Origin of the sequence: Flavobacterium rakeshii, from assembly GCF_009741375.1 — a bacterium.
Taxonomy (GTDB): Bacteria; Bacteroidota; Bacteroidia; order Flavobacteriales; family Flavobacteriaceae; genus Flavobacterium; species Flavobacterium rakeshii.
Map to the genome: position 1 here is coordinate 141316 of NZ_WOWP01000011.1, position 16235 is coordinate 157550.

Annotated in this window: 13 protein-coding genes and 1 pseudogene; all 14 read right to left on the reverse strand. The window is 39.6% G+C overall.

Annotated elements, in window-relative coordinates; all coding sequences use genetic code 11:
• The 14 genes and pseudogenes from ruvA to GN157_RS03290 all read right to left on the reverse strand — a co-directional run bounded on the left by ruvA (nucleotide 1) and on the right by GN157_RS03290 (nucleotide 16207).
• Nucleotides 1-582 carry a Holliday junction branch migration protein RuvA gene (gene ruvA, locus GN157_RS03225; protein WP_157481688.1) on the reverse strand — a complete coding sequence of 194 codons (582 nt, stop codon included), beginning with the start codon at nucleotides 580-582 and terminating at the stop codon, nucleotides 1-3.
• Nucleotides 583-638: 56 nt separating this feature from the next.
• On the reverse strand, nucleotides 639-2930 hold the full coding sequence (locus GN157_RS03230; RefSeq protein ID WP_157481689.1) for an NADP-dependent malic enzyme: 2292 nt from the start codon (nucleotides 2928-2930) through the stop codon (nucleotides 639-641).
• A 94-nt stretch (nucleotides 2931-3024) separates the two neighbouring features.
• Nucleotides 3025-3168: pseudogene (locus GN157_RS03235) on the reverse strand (winged helix-turn-helix domain-containing protein); the annotation flags it as partial.
• Nucleotides 3165-4088, reverse strand: a complete 924-nt coding sequence (gene queG / locus GN157_RS03240; RefSeq protein WP_157481691.1) for a tRNA epoxyqueuosine(34) reductase QueG — start codon at nucleotides 4086-4088, stop codon at nucleotides 3165-3167. The gene queG and the pseudogene GN157_RS03235, both read right to left, overlap by 4 nt.
• An 83-nt stretch (nucleotides 4089-4171) precedes the next feature.
• Nucleotides 4172-4696, reverse strand: coding sequence for a hypothetical protein (locus GN157_RS03245; protein WP_157481692.1), 525 nt, complete (start codon nucleotides 4694-4696; stop codon nucleotides 4172-4174).
• Between the two features lie 33 nt (nucleotides 4697-4729).
• Nucleotides 4730-5749, reverse strand: coding sequence for a Holliday junction branch migration DNA helicase RuvB (gene ruvB, locus GN157_RS03250; protein ID WP_157481693.1), 1020 nt, complete (start codon nucleotides 5747-5749; stop codon nucleotides 4730-4732).
• A gap of 24 nt (nucleotides 5750-5773) precedes the next feature.
• The gene (locus tag GN157_RS03255) at nucleotides 5774-6076 is read right to left on the reverse strand and encodes a GNAT family N-acetyltransferase (protein ID WP_157481694.1); all 303 of its coding nucleotides are present in this window, start codon (nucleotides 6074-6076) and stop codon (nucleotides 5774-5776) included.
• Between the two features lie 86 nt (nucleotides 6077-6162).
• Nucleotides 6163-7956 carry a cytochrome c oxidase subunit I gene (locus GN157_RS03260; protein WP_157481695.1) on the reverse strand — a complete coding sequence of 598 codons (1794 nt, stop codon included), beginning with the start codon at nucleotides 7954-7956 and terminating at the stop codon, nucleotides 6163-6165.
• A gap of 37 nt (nucleotides 7957-7993) precedes the next feature.
• Complete coding sequence (locus GN157_RS03265) at nucleotides 7994-9166, reverse strand: cytochrome c oxidase subunit II (RefSeq protein ID WP_157481696.1); 1173 nt, start codon at nucleotides 9164-9166, stop codon at nucleotides 7994-7996.
• An 18-nt stretch (nucleotides 9167-9184) separates the two neighbouring features.
• Nucleotides 9185-10582: a quinol:cytochrome C oxidoreductase gene (locus tag GN157_RS03270; RefSeq protein WP_157481697.1), complete on the reverse strand. Its 1398-nt coding sequence runs from the start codon at nucleotides 10580-10582 to the stop codon at nucleotides 9185-9187.
• Between the two features lie 25 nt (nucleotides 10583-10607).
• Complete coding sequence (locus tag GN157_RS03275; RefSeq protein WP_157481698.1) at nucleotides 10608-11153, reverse strand: c-type cytochrome; 546 nt, start codon at nucleotides 11151-11153, stop codon at nucleotides 10608-10610.
• 7 nt (nucleotides 11154-11160) lie between these two features.
• Nucleotides 11161-11685, reverse strand: a complete 525-nt coding sequence (locus GN157_RS03280) for a DUF3341 domain-containing protein (RefSeq protein ID WP_035134090.1) — start codon at nucleotides 11683-11685, stop codon at nucleotides 11161-11163.
• A gap of 5 nt (nucleotides 11686-11690) precedes the next feature.
• Nucleotides 11691-13109, reverse strand: coding sequence for an NrfD/PsrC family molybdoenzyme membrane anchor subunit (nrfD, locus tag GN157_RS03285; RefSeq protein WP_157481699.1), 1419 nt, complete (start codon nucleotides 13107-13109; stop codon nucleotides 11691-11693).
• 38 nt (nucleotides 13110-13147) lie between these two features.
• Nucleotides 13148-16207 carry a TAT-variant-translocated molybdopterin oxidoreductase gene (locus tag GN157_RS03290; RefSeq protein ID WP_157481700.1) on the reverse strand — a complete coding sequence of 1020 codons (3060 nt, stop codon included), beginning with the start codon at nucleotides 16205-16207 and terminating at the stop codon, nucleotides 13148-13150.
• Nucleotides 16208-16235: the final 28 nt, after the last annotated feature.

Sequence of the window (16235 nt, forward strand, 5' to 3'; positions counted from 1 at the left end):
CTATAAATTTTTTAATGCTTGTTTGATAATTGTTTCAACAGTAACATCCGGATTTTCCCTAACAATCTTATCTACAACTTTTTCGGCAGATTTTTTGTTAAATCCTAAAACCTCTAACGCAGATAACGCCTCATCTTTATTTGTATTGTAACCCGATACCGAAACTTCGCCCAAATCGTACACTTTTAACACTTTATCCTTAAGGTCCAGTATTACCCTTTGTGCCGTTTTTGCACCAATCCCTTTTATAGACTGAATTGTTGCCACATCTCCCGATGCAATGGCGTTTATAATTTGTTTCGGTTCAAGCGAAGAGAGCATTGTACGTGCCGTACCAGCCCCCACTCCTGAAACAGAAATAAGAAACTTAAATAGTTCCCTCTCAGCTTTTTCCATAAAACCAAAAAGGGTGTGTGCGTCTTCCTTAATCTGTAAAAAGGTATACAACCTTATGTTTTCAGAATCAGGTAAAAGAGAAAAGGTGTGCAGGGAAATATTAACCTGGTAACCAACCCCATTACAGTCTATCACTACTTCTGTTGGTGTTTTCTCAACAAGTCTTCCCTGAAGATGTGCTATCATAACATTTTTTTATCCGTTCCCAAAAATAATAAAATTCTCTAACGATTAGCTATGTATTAATTTTTTGCCATTTTTAAACGTTTTTCCTTCTCCTGAGCATCTACAACAGCTACTGCTGCCATATTTACCATCTCCTCTACACTGGCCCCTAACTGGAAAACGTGAACAGGCTTGTTCATACCAAGCATTATAGGCCCGATAGAAACTACCTTATTTAGCTCTTTTAACAACTTATAAGTAATATTAGCTGCATCCAAGTTAGGAAAAATTAATGTATTAACCTTTTTTCCTGCAATTTTTGAAAAAGGAAACTTATCTTTTGACATTTCTGCATTTAAGGCAAAATCGGCCTGAACTTCTCCATCTACCAGTAAATCAGGGTAATCACGGTGAAGTATTTGTACCGCCTCCCTCACTTTTACCGCTTCAGGGTCTGGTGATGAACCATAGTTTGAGAATGACACCATTGCCAGTACAGGCTCCATACCAAACATTCTTACCGTTCTAGCTGTCATAATTGCAATTTTAGCAAGCTCTTCAGCATTTGGATTAGGGTTAATTGCCGTATCTGAAAGGAACATAGGTCCGCGTTTGGTAAGCATAAGGTTAGTAGTAGCTATTTTAGTTACACTTGGTGCTTTACCAATAAGCTGTATAATAGGCTTAACCGTTGCCGGATAACTCCTTGAATACCCTGTAACCATAGCATCGGCATCTCCTTCGTTCACCATCATTGCTGCAAAATAGTTACGCTCACGCATCCACTTTTGTGCATCTAAAAGGCTTACGCCTCTGCGGTTCCTCGAACTCCAAAATACATCAGCATAACGGTTCCTTCTTTCCTCTTCTTCATCGGTTTTAGGATCAATAATAGCCACTTCGGCCTCAAAACCTATTTCTTCCTTAAGTTCGTTTATAATTTCGCTGTTACCTAACAGGATTGGAATACCAATTTTCTCCTCATGAACAATTTGCGCCGCTTTTAGCACATCAAGATGATCTGCCTCGGCAAACACAATTCGTTTGGGATCGGTTTTAGCCCTGTTGGTAAGCAGTCTTACCATTTTGTTATCGTTACCCAGCCTGTCTAAAAGCTCCTCGGCATACTTATCCCAATCGGTTATAGGGTTTAATGCCACACCCGATTCCATCGCTGCCTGAGCCACTGCCGGCGGCACCACTGCAATAAGCCTTGGATCAAAAGGTTTTGGAATAATATAGTCACGACCAAAGTTAAGTTTGGTTTCACCATAAGCAATATTTACCTGCTCTGGCACTGGTGCTTTAGCCAGTTCGGCAAGCGCTTTAACGGCAGCCATTTTCATAGCCTCGTTAATTTTTGTAGCCCTAACATCCATCGCACCCCTAAAGATATAAGGGAAACCAAGTACATTATTTACCTGATTAGGATGGTCAGACCTACCCGTTGCCATAATAATATCGTCACGTGTGGCGACAGCAAGATCATAATCAATTTCCGGAATTGGGTTTGCCATTGCAAACACAATTGGATCATGATTCATGGTAAGCAGCATTTCCGGTGTAAGTACATTACCTACTGATAGCCCTAAGAAAACATCGCTTCCCTTAACCGCTTCAGATAAAGTAACAGGCTCAGCATCCTTAGCATATTTCATTTGAAGGTCTAATAAATCGGTACGGCTTTTTACAAGCATACCATCTTTATCAAACATGGTTATATTTTCGGCCTTTACCCCTAAAAGCAGATAAAGGTTAGCACATGCCAAAGCAGCCGATCCGGCACCCGAAACCACTACCTTAACATCTTCAATTTTCTTATCAGCAAGCTCCAACGCATTTAAAAGTGCAGCCGAGGAAATTATGGCAGTACCGTGCTGGTCATCATGCATTACAGGGATATTAAGTTCTTCAACAAGCCTTCTTTCAATTTCAAAAGACTCAGGTGCTTTAATATCCTCAAGGTTAATCCCTCCAAAAGTAGGAGCAATATTTTTTACCGTTTCGATAAACTTATCTACATCCTTGGTATCTACCTCAATATCAAAAACATCAATATCAGCAAAAATCTTAAACAAAAGACCTTTACCTTCCATCACCGGCTTAGATGCTTCAGGACCTATATCACCCAAACCTAAAACCGCCGTACCGTTTGATATTACGGCTACAAGGTTACCTTTTGCAGTATATTTATAAACGTTATTTACATCTTTGGCTATTTCAAGACATGGCTCTGCCACTCCCGGAGAATAAGCTAACGACAAATCCCTTTGTGTTGCATATTTCTTTGTAGGCACCACCTGTATTTTACCCGGATGGGGTTTGGCGTGGTATAAAAGTGCTTCTCTGCGCTTACTGTACTTGTTCATTCTATTTACTTTTATTACAGAACTTACAAAGGTAAGCGTATCGCCGAAATTGAGAAATTTTTAAGAACTTTCTTTTTATTTAATTAATGAATAGTTAACAAATGAGCTTGTAACCAAAACCCCGAACATTTACAATCTCTACAGATGCATCTTCACTGAGCTTTTTCCTGAGCTTTGTTATATACACATCCATATTACGGGTAGTAAAAAAATTATCATCTCCCCAAAGTTGCATCAGGGCTTTAGGAAATTTATATTTCTTGTAAGCCCTTCAAATTTTGTACGCTTAACCGCCGAGTTTTTAAACACCGCCCTAAAAGTTTCTTCGGTAATTTCATCCCAGTCTTTTTTTGTCATAGACAATAAATCAGGATGCGGATTAAATAACGGTTCGCGATGTGGTTTGGAAAAACGGTTCCACGGACACACATCCTGGCAAACATCACAACCAAAAGCCCAGTCGTCAAACTTGCCCCTCATCTCTGCCGGAATGTTTTCCTTAAGCTCAATGGTAAAATAAGAAATACACTTACTGCCATCAACAACATAAGGTTCTATTATTGCCTGTGTAGGGCAGGCATCAATGCAGGCTGTGCAGCTTCCGCAATGATCTGTAGTTACACCATCATATTCTAAATCTAAATCAACAATAAGCTCGGCAATAAAAAAGAAAGAACCTACCTGCTTACTTAACAGATTACTGTTTTTACCTATCCAGCCCAAACCACTTTTTGCCGCCCAAGCCTTATCGAGCACCGGAGCCGAATCTACAAAAGCCCTACCTCCTACTTCACCTATGTTCTCCTGAATGGATTGCAGTAGTTCCTTTAGCTTGGATTTAATTACAAAGTGGTAATCCTGTCCGTAGGCATATTTTGATATTTTATACCCCCCCTCCGTTTGGGTTTGCTCAGGATAGTAATTCAGTAAAAGAGAAATCACACTTTTGGCTCCGTCTACAAGCAGAGTTGGATCTAACCTTTTATCAAAGTGATTCTCCATATACTGCATTTTACCGTGCCTATTATCATTAAGCCATTTTTCCAAACGGGGTGCTTCCTCTTCCAGAAACCCGGCTTTAGATATACCGCATGACAAAAACCCGAGACGTTTGGCTTCGGCTTTAATAAAGTCGGAATATCTTTTTCTGTTATCCAAGGTAAGCTATAATTACACAGGCAAAGTTACCAAAAGCAACCTCACCCTCAAAACAATAAAAAAAGCCGCTGTTAGCGGCTTTTTTATTGTTTTATATTATCTACGTTTACATAGAAGTATTGTATACTGTCTTTATACCGTTTCATACTTTTTTTGATAAGCTTATCCTTAAACTTAGCGTACCTGGCAAAATAATAAAAGGCATAATACTTTTTAGAAGCATCAAGTTTAAGCGTTTCACCTCCCTGAATGGTTTCAAAAACTTTGTTTACATCTCCGTCAAACTTCATATCATACATGCTAAGAGTATCCTTAACCTGAGACTTCATTTCAAAAAAAACATCCATATAGTATGGAAACTCCATATAACAGGTTCCGGCTTTAAGCTTTTGCATCTGCCTGTTTAAAACAATAAGATTAGGCTGACCTGTTTCAAGATACTGAGTCTGTAAATCGCTCTTTATAAAATACAAATCTTCCTGAGGTATACCTACACTCTTTGCATACGATTTGATTTCGTCTTTAGTATACGCATCGGCTATACCTTTGTAAGAAAGAAGCGCAACAGCTCCGACCAATAGTAAGGATGGAATTAAAAATCTTTTCATTAATAATTATATTGGTTGATTAATAGTTAAATGCTAAAACAATCCTCCCTGCGTCATTCTTATTTTACCCAGATGCTTATATGCTTTCTCAGTAACTTCCCTACCTCTAGGCGTTCTTACAATAAATCCTTCCTGAATTAGGAAAGGTTCATATACTTCTTCGATAGTCTCTCCGCTTTCAGACACTGCTGTTGCCAGTGTAGACAAACCAACAGGTCCACCTTTAAACTTATCAATTATAGTATTAAGTATCTTATTATCCATTTCATCAAGACCATGAGCATCTACATTAAGAGCCTTAAGCGAATATCTGGCAATCTCAATATCAATTTTACCGTTACCTTTTATCTGGGCAAAGTCACGCACTCGTCGTAAAAGTGCATTGGCAATACGGGGTGTACCACGACTACGCCCTGCTATTTCAATAGCAGCTTCCATAGTAATAGGCATTTTAAGTATGGCAGAACTACGCTCCACTATACTCGTTAAAAGCTCGGTAGTATAATACTGAAGTCGGCTTGAAATACCAAAACGGGCACGCATTGGCGCCGTTAATAAACCCGAACGGGTTGTAGCCCCAACCAGTGTAAACGGATTAAGACCTATTTGTACTGAACGGGCATTAGGCCCCGACTCAATCATAATATCTATTTTGAAATCCTCCATAGCCGAATAGAGATACTCCTCCACAATCGGACTAAGACGGTGAATCTCGTCAATAAAAAGTATATCCCTTTCATCAAGGTTAGTAAGTAATCCGGCTAAATCGCCCGGTTTGTCTAAAACAGGCCCTGAAGTGATTTTAATCCCCACTCCAAGCTCATTTGCCAGTATGTTTGCCAAAGTGGTCTTACCAAGCCCCGGAGGACCGTGAAACAGGGTATGATCTAAAGCCTCGTCACGAAAGTTTGCCGCTTCCACAAACACCTTCAGGTTTTCCAATACCTGATCCTGCCCGGTAAAATCGTCAAACGACAGGGGCCTCAGCTTTTTCTCTAAATCAAGCTCTTCGGGATTAAAGTTTTTATTAGTAGGATCTAAATTCTCATTCATACGGCAAATATAATTTAATTAGGCTCACATTTGATAACCTTCAGACAACACATCATTCCACTGCGGGTTATCATCAATAAAATGCGCCACATAAGAACAGGCCGGCACAACAATTAAATTGTTTTCCCTGCAATACGCCAGGCTCTTCTCAACAAGCTTTGCCGCAATGCCTCTTCCTCTCAAATCAACAGGAACTTCGGTATGGTTTAAAAAGATTTTTTTGCCGTCGGTATAGAATTCCAAAAAAGCAATGTTATCCTCATCCACAACCAGTTCAAACTGATTCATGTTTTTATTAATACTAAAAGTATAATCGTCTGCCATCATATCATTTCTTATTTTATATAAAAATAAGCATTTAAACAAAAAGCCTCCCTGTTAGGAGAGGCTTTTATTATGATATGTACCATTTATTAATGGTGTAACTGTTCTTCGTTTGGTTTCATCGGTACAGTTTGAGGTACGAAATCTTCATCGTGACCTGGTTTACTGTAGTCATATGGCCATCTGTAAACTTCAGGAATTTCTCCTGGCCAGTTACCGTGAATGTGCTCAACCGGAGTAGTCCACTCAAGAGTGTTAGATCTCCATGGGTTTTGAGGAGCTTTTTTACCTTTAAAGATGCTGTAGAAGAAGTTCCAAAGGAACACTAACTGGAATGCAGCACCAATAATAGCAAACATAGTGATAATAACGTTAACATCTGCAAGGTCATCAAATAACGGGAAAGCAGAGTTAGTATAGTAACGTCTTGGAAGACCCGCCATACCTATAAAGTGCATTGGGAAGAATACTCCGTAAGCACATACTGCTGTTACCCAGAAGTGAATGTAACCAAGGTTCTTGTTCATCATAGTACCGAACATTTTAGGGAACCAGTGGTAAATACCGGCAAACATACCGTATAGAGCAGAGATACCCATTACTAAGTGGAAGTGAGCCACAACGAAGTAAGTATCGTGAACGTTAATATCAAGTGTACTGTCACCAAGGATGATACCTGTAAGACCACCAGTGATGAAAGTAGATACAAGACCGATAGAGAATAGCATTGCAGGGTTCATTTGCAGGTTACCTCTCCATAGTGTTGTAATATAGTTGAATGCCTTAACAGCCGATGGAATCGCAATAAGAAGTGTTGTAAAGGTAAACACAGAACCTAAGAACGGGTTCATACCTGATACGAACATGTGGTGACCCCAAACGATTGTTGAAAGGAATGCAATTGCAAGAATAGAAGCAATCATCGCACGGTAACCAAAGATTGGCTTACGTGAATTAGTTGCAATAATTTCAGATGTAATACCTAAAGCAGGTAGTAATACGATATATACCTCAGGGTGACCTAAGAACCAGAATAAGTGCTCAAATAATACCGGAGAACCTCCCTGGTAGTGAAGAACGTCACCAGCAATAAAGATATCTGAAAGGAAGAAAGAAGTACCGAAACTTCTATCGAATATTAATAGTAATGCAGCAGAAAGTAATACAGGGAACGAAACTATACCGATAACAGCAGTAATAAAGAACGCCCAGATTGTAAGAGGTAGTCTTGTCATAGACATACCTTTTGTCCTTAGGTTAATTACAGTTACCACATAGTTAAGTGATCCCATAAGTGACGAAGCAATAAATATTGCCATAGATACTAACCAAAGTGTCATACCTGCACCAGAACCACCAATTGCCTGCGGAAGTGCGCTTAAAGGAGGGTATATTGTCCAACCTGCTGAAGCCGGTCCTGCCTCTACAAATAGAGAGATAACCATGATTACAGAAGAAAGGAAGAATAACCAGTATGATATCATGTTCATGAAACCTGATGCCATATCCCTTGCACCAATTTGTAACGGAATAAGAAGGTTACTGAAAGTACCACTTAAACCTGCAGTCAATACAAAGAATACCATGATGGTACCGTGAATGGTTACAAGCGCCAGATAGATATCGTTACGCATTACTCCACCCGGAGCAAATTTATCTCCTAAAAGAACTTTAAAAATTGTGAAAGACTCTTCCGGCCATGCAATTTGCATACGGAATAATAATGACATCACAATACCAATAATACCCATAACTACACCGGTAAGCAGGTATTGCTTAGCGATCATTTTGTGATCTATACTAAAGATATACTTCGTGATGAAGGTCTCTTTGTGATGTCCATGATCATCGTGACCGTGTACTTCGTGTCCTACTGCTGACATATTTCTTTAATTTGAATATTTAAAAAGAATTATTTTATTATTTATGGTCTACTACTGCTGTAGAATCGTTTACAGTTGCTGCCTCTTGCTCTTCAGTAGCAGGAGCAGGAGCCGCCTCAGCCGGAGCTTCACTAGCCTGAGATTCTTTTACAGCTGCACCAAGTGTTTTTTTCTCACCTAACCATTTATTAAAGTCGGCTTCATCCTCAACAACAATCTTCATTTGCATGTTGTAGTGAGATGCACCACAAATTTTGTTACAAAGAAGTAAGTAGTCAAATGTATAAGGAGAAAGCGCTTCACCACCATCAGCAATTAAACCAGCGCTTTTCTCAGATCTGATTTTGTTAATGTTAGCTACTTTATCCATGATTTTTGGATCTAAACGCATCTCTTCAGTTGTGATTGTAGGAGTAAAGGCAAACTGTGTTACCATACCAGGCACTACGTTCATTTGAGCTCTGAAGTGAGGCATGTAAGCAGAGTGAAGTACGTCCTGAGAACGGAACTTAAATATAACCTGCTTACCTTTTGGTAGGTGAAGTTCTGTAGACTGGATATCATCCTGAGCATTTGGATCAGACATATCCACACCTAAAGTATTAACACCTTCAATATATCTTACGTTAGCTTTACCAAGTACACCATCTTCACCAGCGTATCTTGCTTCCCAGCTAAATTGTTTAGCATAAACTTCAACAACAATAGTATCTTCTTTATTTTCATCAACAAACATGATGTTTGTCCAAGCATAAAGACCGTAAAGAATAAGACCTGCAAGTACAATTACCGGGATAATTGTCCAAACAAATTCCAGTTTGTCGTTATCTGCATAATAAAAAGCAACCTGTCCTTTTTTACCTCTGTATTTAAATGCGAAGTAGTGTAAAAGGAACTGAGTAATCGTTTGTACAATAAAGATTAATACTAACGAAATAGTCATTAGGTTATCATACTGCGGACCATGCTCTGATGCAGGAGTACCTAATGCAAGGTGACCCCATTTTACAAGAGAGTATATAGTGAACACATAGATGAAGCCAAGAAAGGCAAACATCAGGTAACCATTTACATTATTATCTCTATCATTAGCAACTTCTGAATCGCCGTTAACAGCTGTGCCGATTTGAGTTAAATCAAATATTTTAGTTAATTGCCATATTGCAATGCCTAATAAAACTAAAACTATAACTATCAATAAACTTGTCATCTGTTTATTCTTTAAATATTAATAATGAAAATGCTTACTTTCTTCAATCAGCGGGTTACGCTTAGCTAATAACGGCGCTTTTGAAATGGCACTGAACACAACAAAGATAAACAATCCCATAAAGAATAGTATAGAACCTATCTCACCAGCTCCAATGAACCACTGATCACCAACTGTTGCAGGCATAATCATGTTGAAGAAATCAACATAGTGACCACAAAGGATGATTGTACCTGCAAGAACTACAATCCAAGTAAGACGTTTAAAGTCGGTATTAACAAGGATAAGTACAGGCAGAACAAAGTTCATAACAACCATACCAAAGAAAGGAAGATTATAGTGTTCAATTCTTGTTACAAAGTAAGTAATCTCTTCCGGTATATCAGCATACCATATAAGCATGAACTGAGAGAACCAAAGGTAAGTCCAGAATACACTGAAACCAAACATGAATTTAGCTAAATCGTGTATGTGGCTTGTATTTACATACTCTAAATAGCCCTGAGATTTTAGGTAAAGAGTAACCATTGCGATAACAGTAACTGCACTTACAACAAAACTTGCAAACACATACCATCCGAATAGTGTACTAAACCAGTGTGGATCTACAGACATGATCCAGTCCCAAGACATGATAGATTCTGATACGATAAAGAATACAAGGAATGAAGCCGCAGCTTTAAAACTCTTCTTAAAGTTCAGGTTATCTGATGCCTCATCCTGAGCTAAAGAAACTTTTCTTGCATACTGACGGTAGAAAATCCATCCACCCATGAAAAGTGCAGCTCTGATTAGGAAGAAAGGACCGTTAAGGTAGCCCGATTTACCCTGAATTAAGTGATCGTGAGCAACCACATCCTTGTCCATCCATACGAACAGGTGGTGTGACCCCATAACACCTAATACAAGCAATAAGAATACTATAACAGCACCAGGGATAAGGTAAGCCGATATACCTTCCATAACTCTAAACAGCACAGGAGACCATCCTGCAGATGCAGCGTTTTGGATAGCATAGAAAGCTAATGCCCCAAGTGAAATTAACATAAAGAATAAAGCCGCTACATAAACACCAGCCCAAGGCTTGTTTTGTAATTGCTGTAAAACGTGTTTTAAATGATGAGTATGCTCATCGTGTGCTTCATGAGCTTCTGCTCCGTGAGCATCATGTGCATCGTGACCCGCTGCTGCATGAGCATCTTCAGAGTGAGCTGTATTAACATGAGCATCTTTAGCATCATGGTGCTCTGCGCCTTCAGCGTGAGCATCACCGTGATGACCGTGTTGACTGGCTAATATTGCCTCAACATCATTGATATCTTTTGGCGCAGTAAAAAAACTATAACCGATCCCCAGAACACCTACGATCATAAGGATGAAAGAAAAAGTTTTTAATTTACTTGAAAATGTATACATATTTTATGCTTTCAGTGTTCTACAATTATAATTCACTCCTAAGTTTCATTACATAGTGAGCTACCTGCCAACGCTCTTCCTGACTTAACTGGTTAGCATGAGAACCCATACTATTAAGACCGTAAGTAACTACATGAAACACACTTCCTTCAGTAATTTGCCTGTCTTTGTAGTTAGGCACACCAAGGAATTTTTCTCTTTTTACCAGGTTTCCTTTACCATCACCTTTATCACCGTGACAAACTGCACAGTAAATTGTGAAAAGCTGTTCAGCTCTTGGTAAGTCAACTTCAGCACTGTCAAGAGGAGATACTGAGTTAGCTTTAGCTAATTCGTAACCTTCAGTACTATTTTCATATTCGTATGGAGTAAATCCTCTTGGTATAGACCCTTCAGCAGGAAGCTGACCTTCTTTACCGTTAGCGAAAGTTGGAACCTCAGAATAAGTTTCATAAGGAACCGGCTCATACATATTTGGAAAATACTGGTAGTTTGGACGTGATTTATCGAAGCAGGAAGTAGCTACTGCCGACACACATGCCAATAATGCTATTTTATATAATGCTTTCATATCTCTCTTAATGCTTTTCAATTACTTTTACTTCCACAGCTCCTGTGTTCTCAAAGAATGAAACCATCTGGTCTACATCACCGTGAACAGAAACTTCCATTAAAAAATGGTCATCTGTAGTTCTTACATCCGGGTTCTCTGCTTCTTTAAATGGCCATAATTTACTTCTCATATAGAAAGTAATTACCATTAAGTGAGCTGCGAAGAATACTGTCATTTCAAACATTACCGGAACGAATGCAGGCATGTTTTGAATGAAACTGAAACTTGGCTTACCACCAATATCCTGTGGCCAGTCTACAATCATAATGTAGTATAACATAGATGTAGCAACAGATAAACCTACTAAACCATATAAGAAAGAGCAAATAGCTAATCTTGTAGGAGCAAGACCCATGGCCTTATCTAACCCGTGAACCGGGAAAGGTGTATAAACTTCTTCAATGTGATGATGAGCAGCACGCGTTTGCTTAACGGCATCCATCAGGATATCATCATCATTGTATAGTACATGTATAACTTTATTACTCATGATTCTTAATGATTATCTGAATGTGAATGATTGTTGTGTCCTTCCTGATCTCTTAATTTCTTGTACTTCTCACTTGAAGTTTTCATGATAGATTTTACCTCTGCCTGTGCAATTACAGGGAAACTTCTTGAGTAAAGTAAGAATAATACAAAGAAGAAACCAATTGTACCAATGAAGAAACCTGCATCTACAAATGTAGGCTGGAACATAGTCCATGATGATGGCAGGTAATCTCTGTGAAGTGAGGTAACGATAATTACGAAACGCTCAAACCACATACCAATGTTTACCACGATAGAGATAATAAACGATGCCATGATACTAGTTCTGATCTTTTTAGACCACATAACCTGTGGAGAAACAACGTTACAAGTCATCATTAATAGGTATGACCACCAGTAAGGACCTGTTGCTCTGTTAAGGAATGCATATTGCTCGTATTCAACTCCAGAATACCATGCAATAAATAACTCAGTAATATAAGCTGTACCAACAATCGAACCTGTAATCATGATAATGATATTCATAAGCTCAATGTGCTGTATTGTAATGTAAGCTTCAAGGTTTGATACCTTCCTCATAATGATAAGAAGCGTGTTTACCATCGCGAATCCTGAGAAGATCGCACCGGCAACGAAGTATGGAGGAAGAATTGTAGTGTGCCATCCCGGTATAACCGAAGTAGCAAAGTCAAACGATACGATAGTGTGTACAGAAAGTACAAGAGGAGTTGCTAAACCGGCAAGTACAAGAGAAACCTCTTCAAAACGCTGCCAGTCTTTTGCTCTACCACTCCATCCGAAACTAACGATCGAGTATACTCTTTTTGTGAAAGGAGTTACAGCTCTGTCACGAAGCATTGCAAAGTCAGGTAATAAACCTGTCCACCAGAAAACAAGTGATACAGAAAGATAAGTAGAAATTGCAAATACGTCCCAAAGTAGAGGTGAGTTAAAGTTAACCCAAAGTGAACCGAACTGGTTAGGAACCGGCATTACCCAGTAAGCTAACCAAGGGCGACCCATGTGGAATACAGGGAACATTGCTGCCTGAATTACCGAGAAGATGGTCATCGCCTCTGCAGAACGGTTAATCGCCATTCTCCACTTTTGACGGAATAATAATAATACTGCTGAAATTAGTGTTCCGGCGTGACCGATACCAACCCACCAAACGAAGTTAGTAATATCCCAGGCCCAGCCAACTGTTTTATTTGAACCCCAAGTACCGATACCTGTTCCAACTGTGTAAGCCACACAACCTACACCCCATAGGAAAGCTGCCAAAGCGATCGAGAATACAATCCACCATTGCTTATTTGCCCTGCCTTCCACCGGTGCTGCAACATCTACTGTTACATCGTGAAAATTTTTATCACCTATAACTAAAGGTTTTCTAATGGGTGCTTCGTAATGAGACGACATAATCCTTTATATTGTTTCTTATTAATACTTATTTGATTTTAGGTGTTTCTTACTTTAACCTGGAAGAATACGTTAGGCTGAGTACCTACATGCTCCAGTAGGTGATACATCCTGTCATCTTCTTTAAGTTTAGTAACTGTGTCCTCTGGGTTATTGATATCCCCGAATACTAGTGCTCCAGATCCACAAGCTTCTGAACAAGCTGTTGAGAATTCATCCTTAGCAACCGGACGACCTTCTCTCTTAGCTTTTAAGATTGTTGCCTGAGTCATTTGTAAACATAGAGAACATTTCTCCATTACACCTCTAGAACGTACGTTAACATCAGGGTTAAGAACCATACGTCCTAAATCGTCATTCATATGGTAATCAAACTCACTGTTCTTGTTGTAAAGGAACCAGTTGAAACGACGTACTTTGTAAGGACAGTTGTTTGCACAGTAACGAGTACCCACACAACGGTTGTAAGCCATGTGGTTTTGACCCTGACGACCGTGTGATGTAGCCGCTACCGGACATACAGTTTCACATGGTGCGTGGTTACAGTGCTGACAGAATACCGGCTGGAATGCAACCTGTGGATTTTCTGCCGGATCTTCCATAGCGTTAAATGTACTGATAGAGTTCATTAAGCCGGAAGTATTTTCTTTAAGCTCTACATCCTCTGCAAAAGTCTCTTCAGAAGAGTAGTATCTATCGATACGTAACCAGTGCATATCACGGCTTCTTCTAACTTCAGACTTACCTACAACCGGAACGTTGTTTTCAGAGTGACAAGCTATAACACAAGCCCCACAACCCGTACACGCATTAAGGTCGATTGATAAGTTAAAGTGGTGACCTACTGTTCTGTCAAAAGACTCCCATAAGTCAACCGAAGTAGAAGCTACTTCACTGTGATCTAAAGAAACCTGAGGAAGTTCATTCCATTCAGAAGCATCTTTAGTATTAAATATCTCAAGGGTAGTTTCTTTTACGATATCTCCTCTACCCATTAATGTTTTTTGTAACTGTAAACAAGCAAACTCGTGGTCACCGTTTCCTTTAGAGATTTTAGCCGACTGGAATGAGTTGAAGTTTTTGTACACAGGGTAAGCATTGATACCTACCTGCATTTCCTGCTTCATTGCCGCTGTACGACCATAACCTAAAGAAAGACCTAATGTACCTACTGCCTGACCCGGCTGGATCATTACAGGAACATTTTCAAGTTTTACTCCGTTTACCTCAAGAGTAGCATAGCTACCGTTAAGACCACCATTAGCAACATGGTAATTTTCAAGCCCAAGCTTTTCAGCATCAGCTTTAGCAACTGTTACATAGTTATCCCAAGATGCTCTTGTGATTGGATCAGGAAACTCCTGTAACCATGGGTTGTTAGCCTGTTGACCATCACCCATACCTGTTTTAGTATAAAGTACAAGCTCAAAATCTCCTGCAGCTTTAGCACCTGCTAATGCACTTGCAGCACCACCAAAATCGGCAGCACCCGCAGTAAGAGCAGGAACGTTTTCTGAAACAGAAATACCATCGTGAACTAATTGGTTCCATGATTTCCCTGTAAAGAACTCAGAAGAAGAAGCTTTTAAATATTCGTAGTAAGATTGCGAGTTACCACTCCAGCTTAATAAAGCATCCTGAAGTTGTTTTGTATCAAACAAAGGACGGATAGTTGGCTGAGTAACACTGTAAGTACCTTTTGTGATAACCACATCACCCCAAGACTCAAGATAATGAGGGGCAGCAACAGCCACAGTAGTATGAGCTGCGGTTTCATCCTCTTTCATAGAGAATGCAACAGAAAGTTTTACCTTACCTAAAGCCGCTTTAAATTCAGCTCCGTTTGGCAGAGTATAAACAGGGTTAACACCACTCATGATAAGCGCGCTAACACTCCCTGCTTTAATATCATTGATAAGCGCCTGTACTTGTTTAGCATCACCTTTACGGATGTAACGAGCCTCTTCCGGCTTGAATGCCTCACTTTGAAGCGCCTGGTTAATTGCAATTACAAGAAGCTGAGCATTAACATCATCTAAACCTGTCATCACAACACCTTTAGATCCGGCAGCTTTTAACTGCTTAGCAGCCTTCTTAACCTCTGCAGCATATTTCTCACCTACAGCAGGAACGCTTACAGAAGAACCTGTAACCTCATTATATAAATGAACTAATGCGTGTTTTTGTTGAGTAACAGTTAAAGGTATACGCTTATCCGCATTAGAACCTGACAGAGTAAGATTTGCCTCCATCTGGATATGCTTAGACATTTTACCCTGTTTCGGGATACGCTTACCGGCATAACCAGTATCATACCCTCCACCTTGCCAGTCACCCAGGAAATCTGCCCCAACAGCAACAATAACATCAGCACTTGAAAGATCGTAATTAGCTAAAGCTCTCTCACCATAAACAGTTTGGTAAGCATCCAGAGCTTCAGACGAAGAAACTGAATCATAAACAACATGCTTAAAGTTCGCATACTTAGCACCAAATTCAGCAATAAGCTTATCTGTAGACGGGCTAGCCATAGTGTTAGTTAATAAAACTACCTGACCACCGCTTGCAGCAGCTTCTGCTAAACCAGCTTTAACCCTGGTATCAACCTCTTCCCATGAAGCCGGCTTACCAGCAACCATCGGCTGCTTTAAACGCATGCTGTCATAAAGAGAAAGAACAGAGGCATAAACCCTTGCGTTAGCACTAATGCCCGAACCAGGCATCCTGTTATTCTCAACCTTAATTGGCCTACCCTCACGGGTTTTGATTAATATGTTTGCAAAATCAAAACCATCCGCTATTGTAGTTGCATAGTAATCTGCAACACCCGGAATGATTTCCTCTGGTTGAACCACATAAGGAATCGACTTAATTACTGGTCCTTCACATGCTGCAAGAGAAGCTGCAGCAGTACTGAACCCGACATATTTCAAAAAGTCACGACGGCTTGTTGAAGAAGAAGACATAGCCTCTTCATTACCAAGAAATTCATCAGTAGGAATCTCCTCAACAAACTCATTGTTTCTTAGCGTCTCAACAATAGAACTGTTTTCGTTCAGCTCTTCAACACTTTGCCAGTATTTTTTGTTTGATGCCATGTTGTATATAGATATTAGCTTCTTAAAA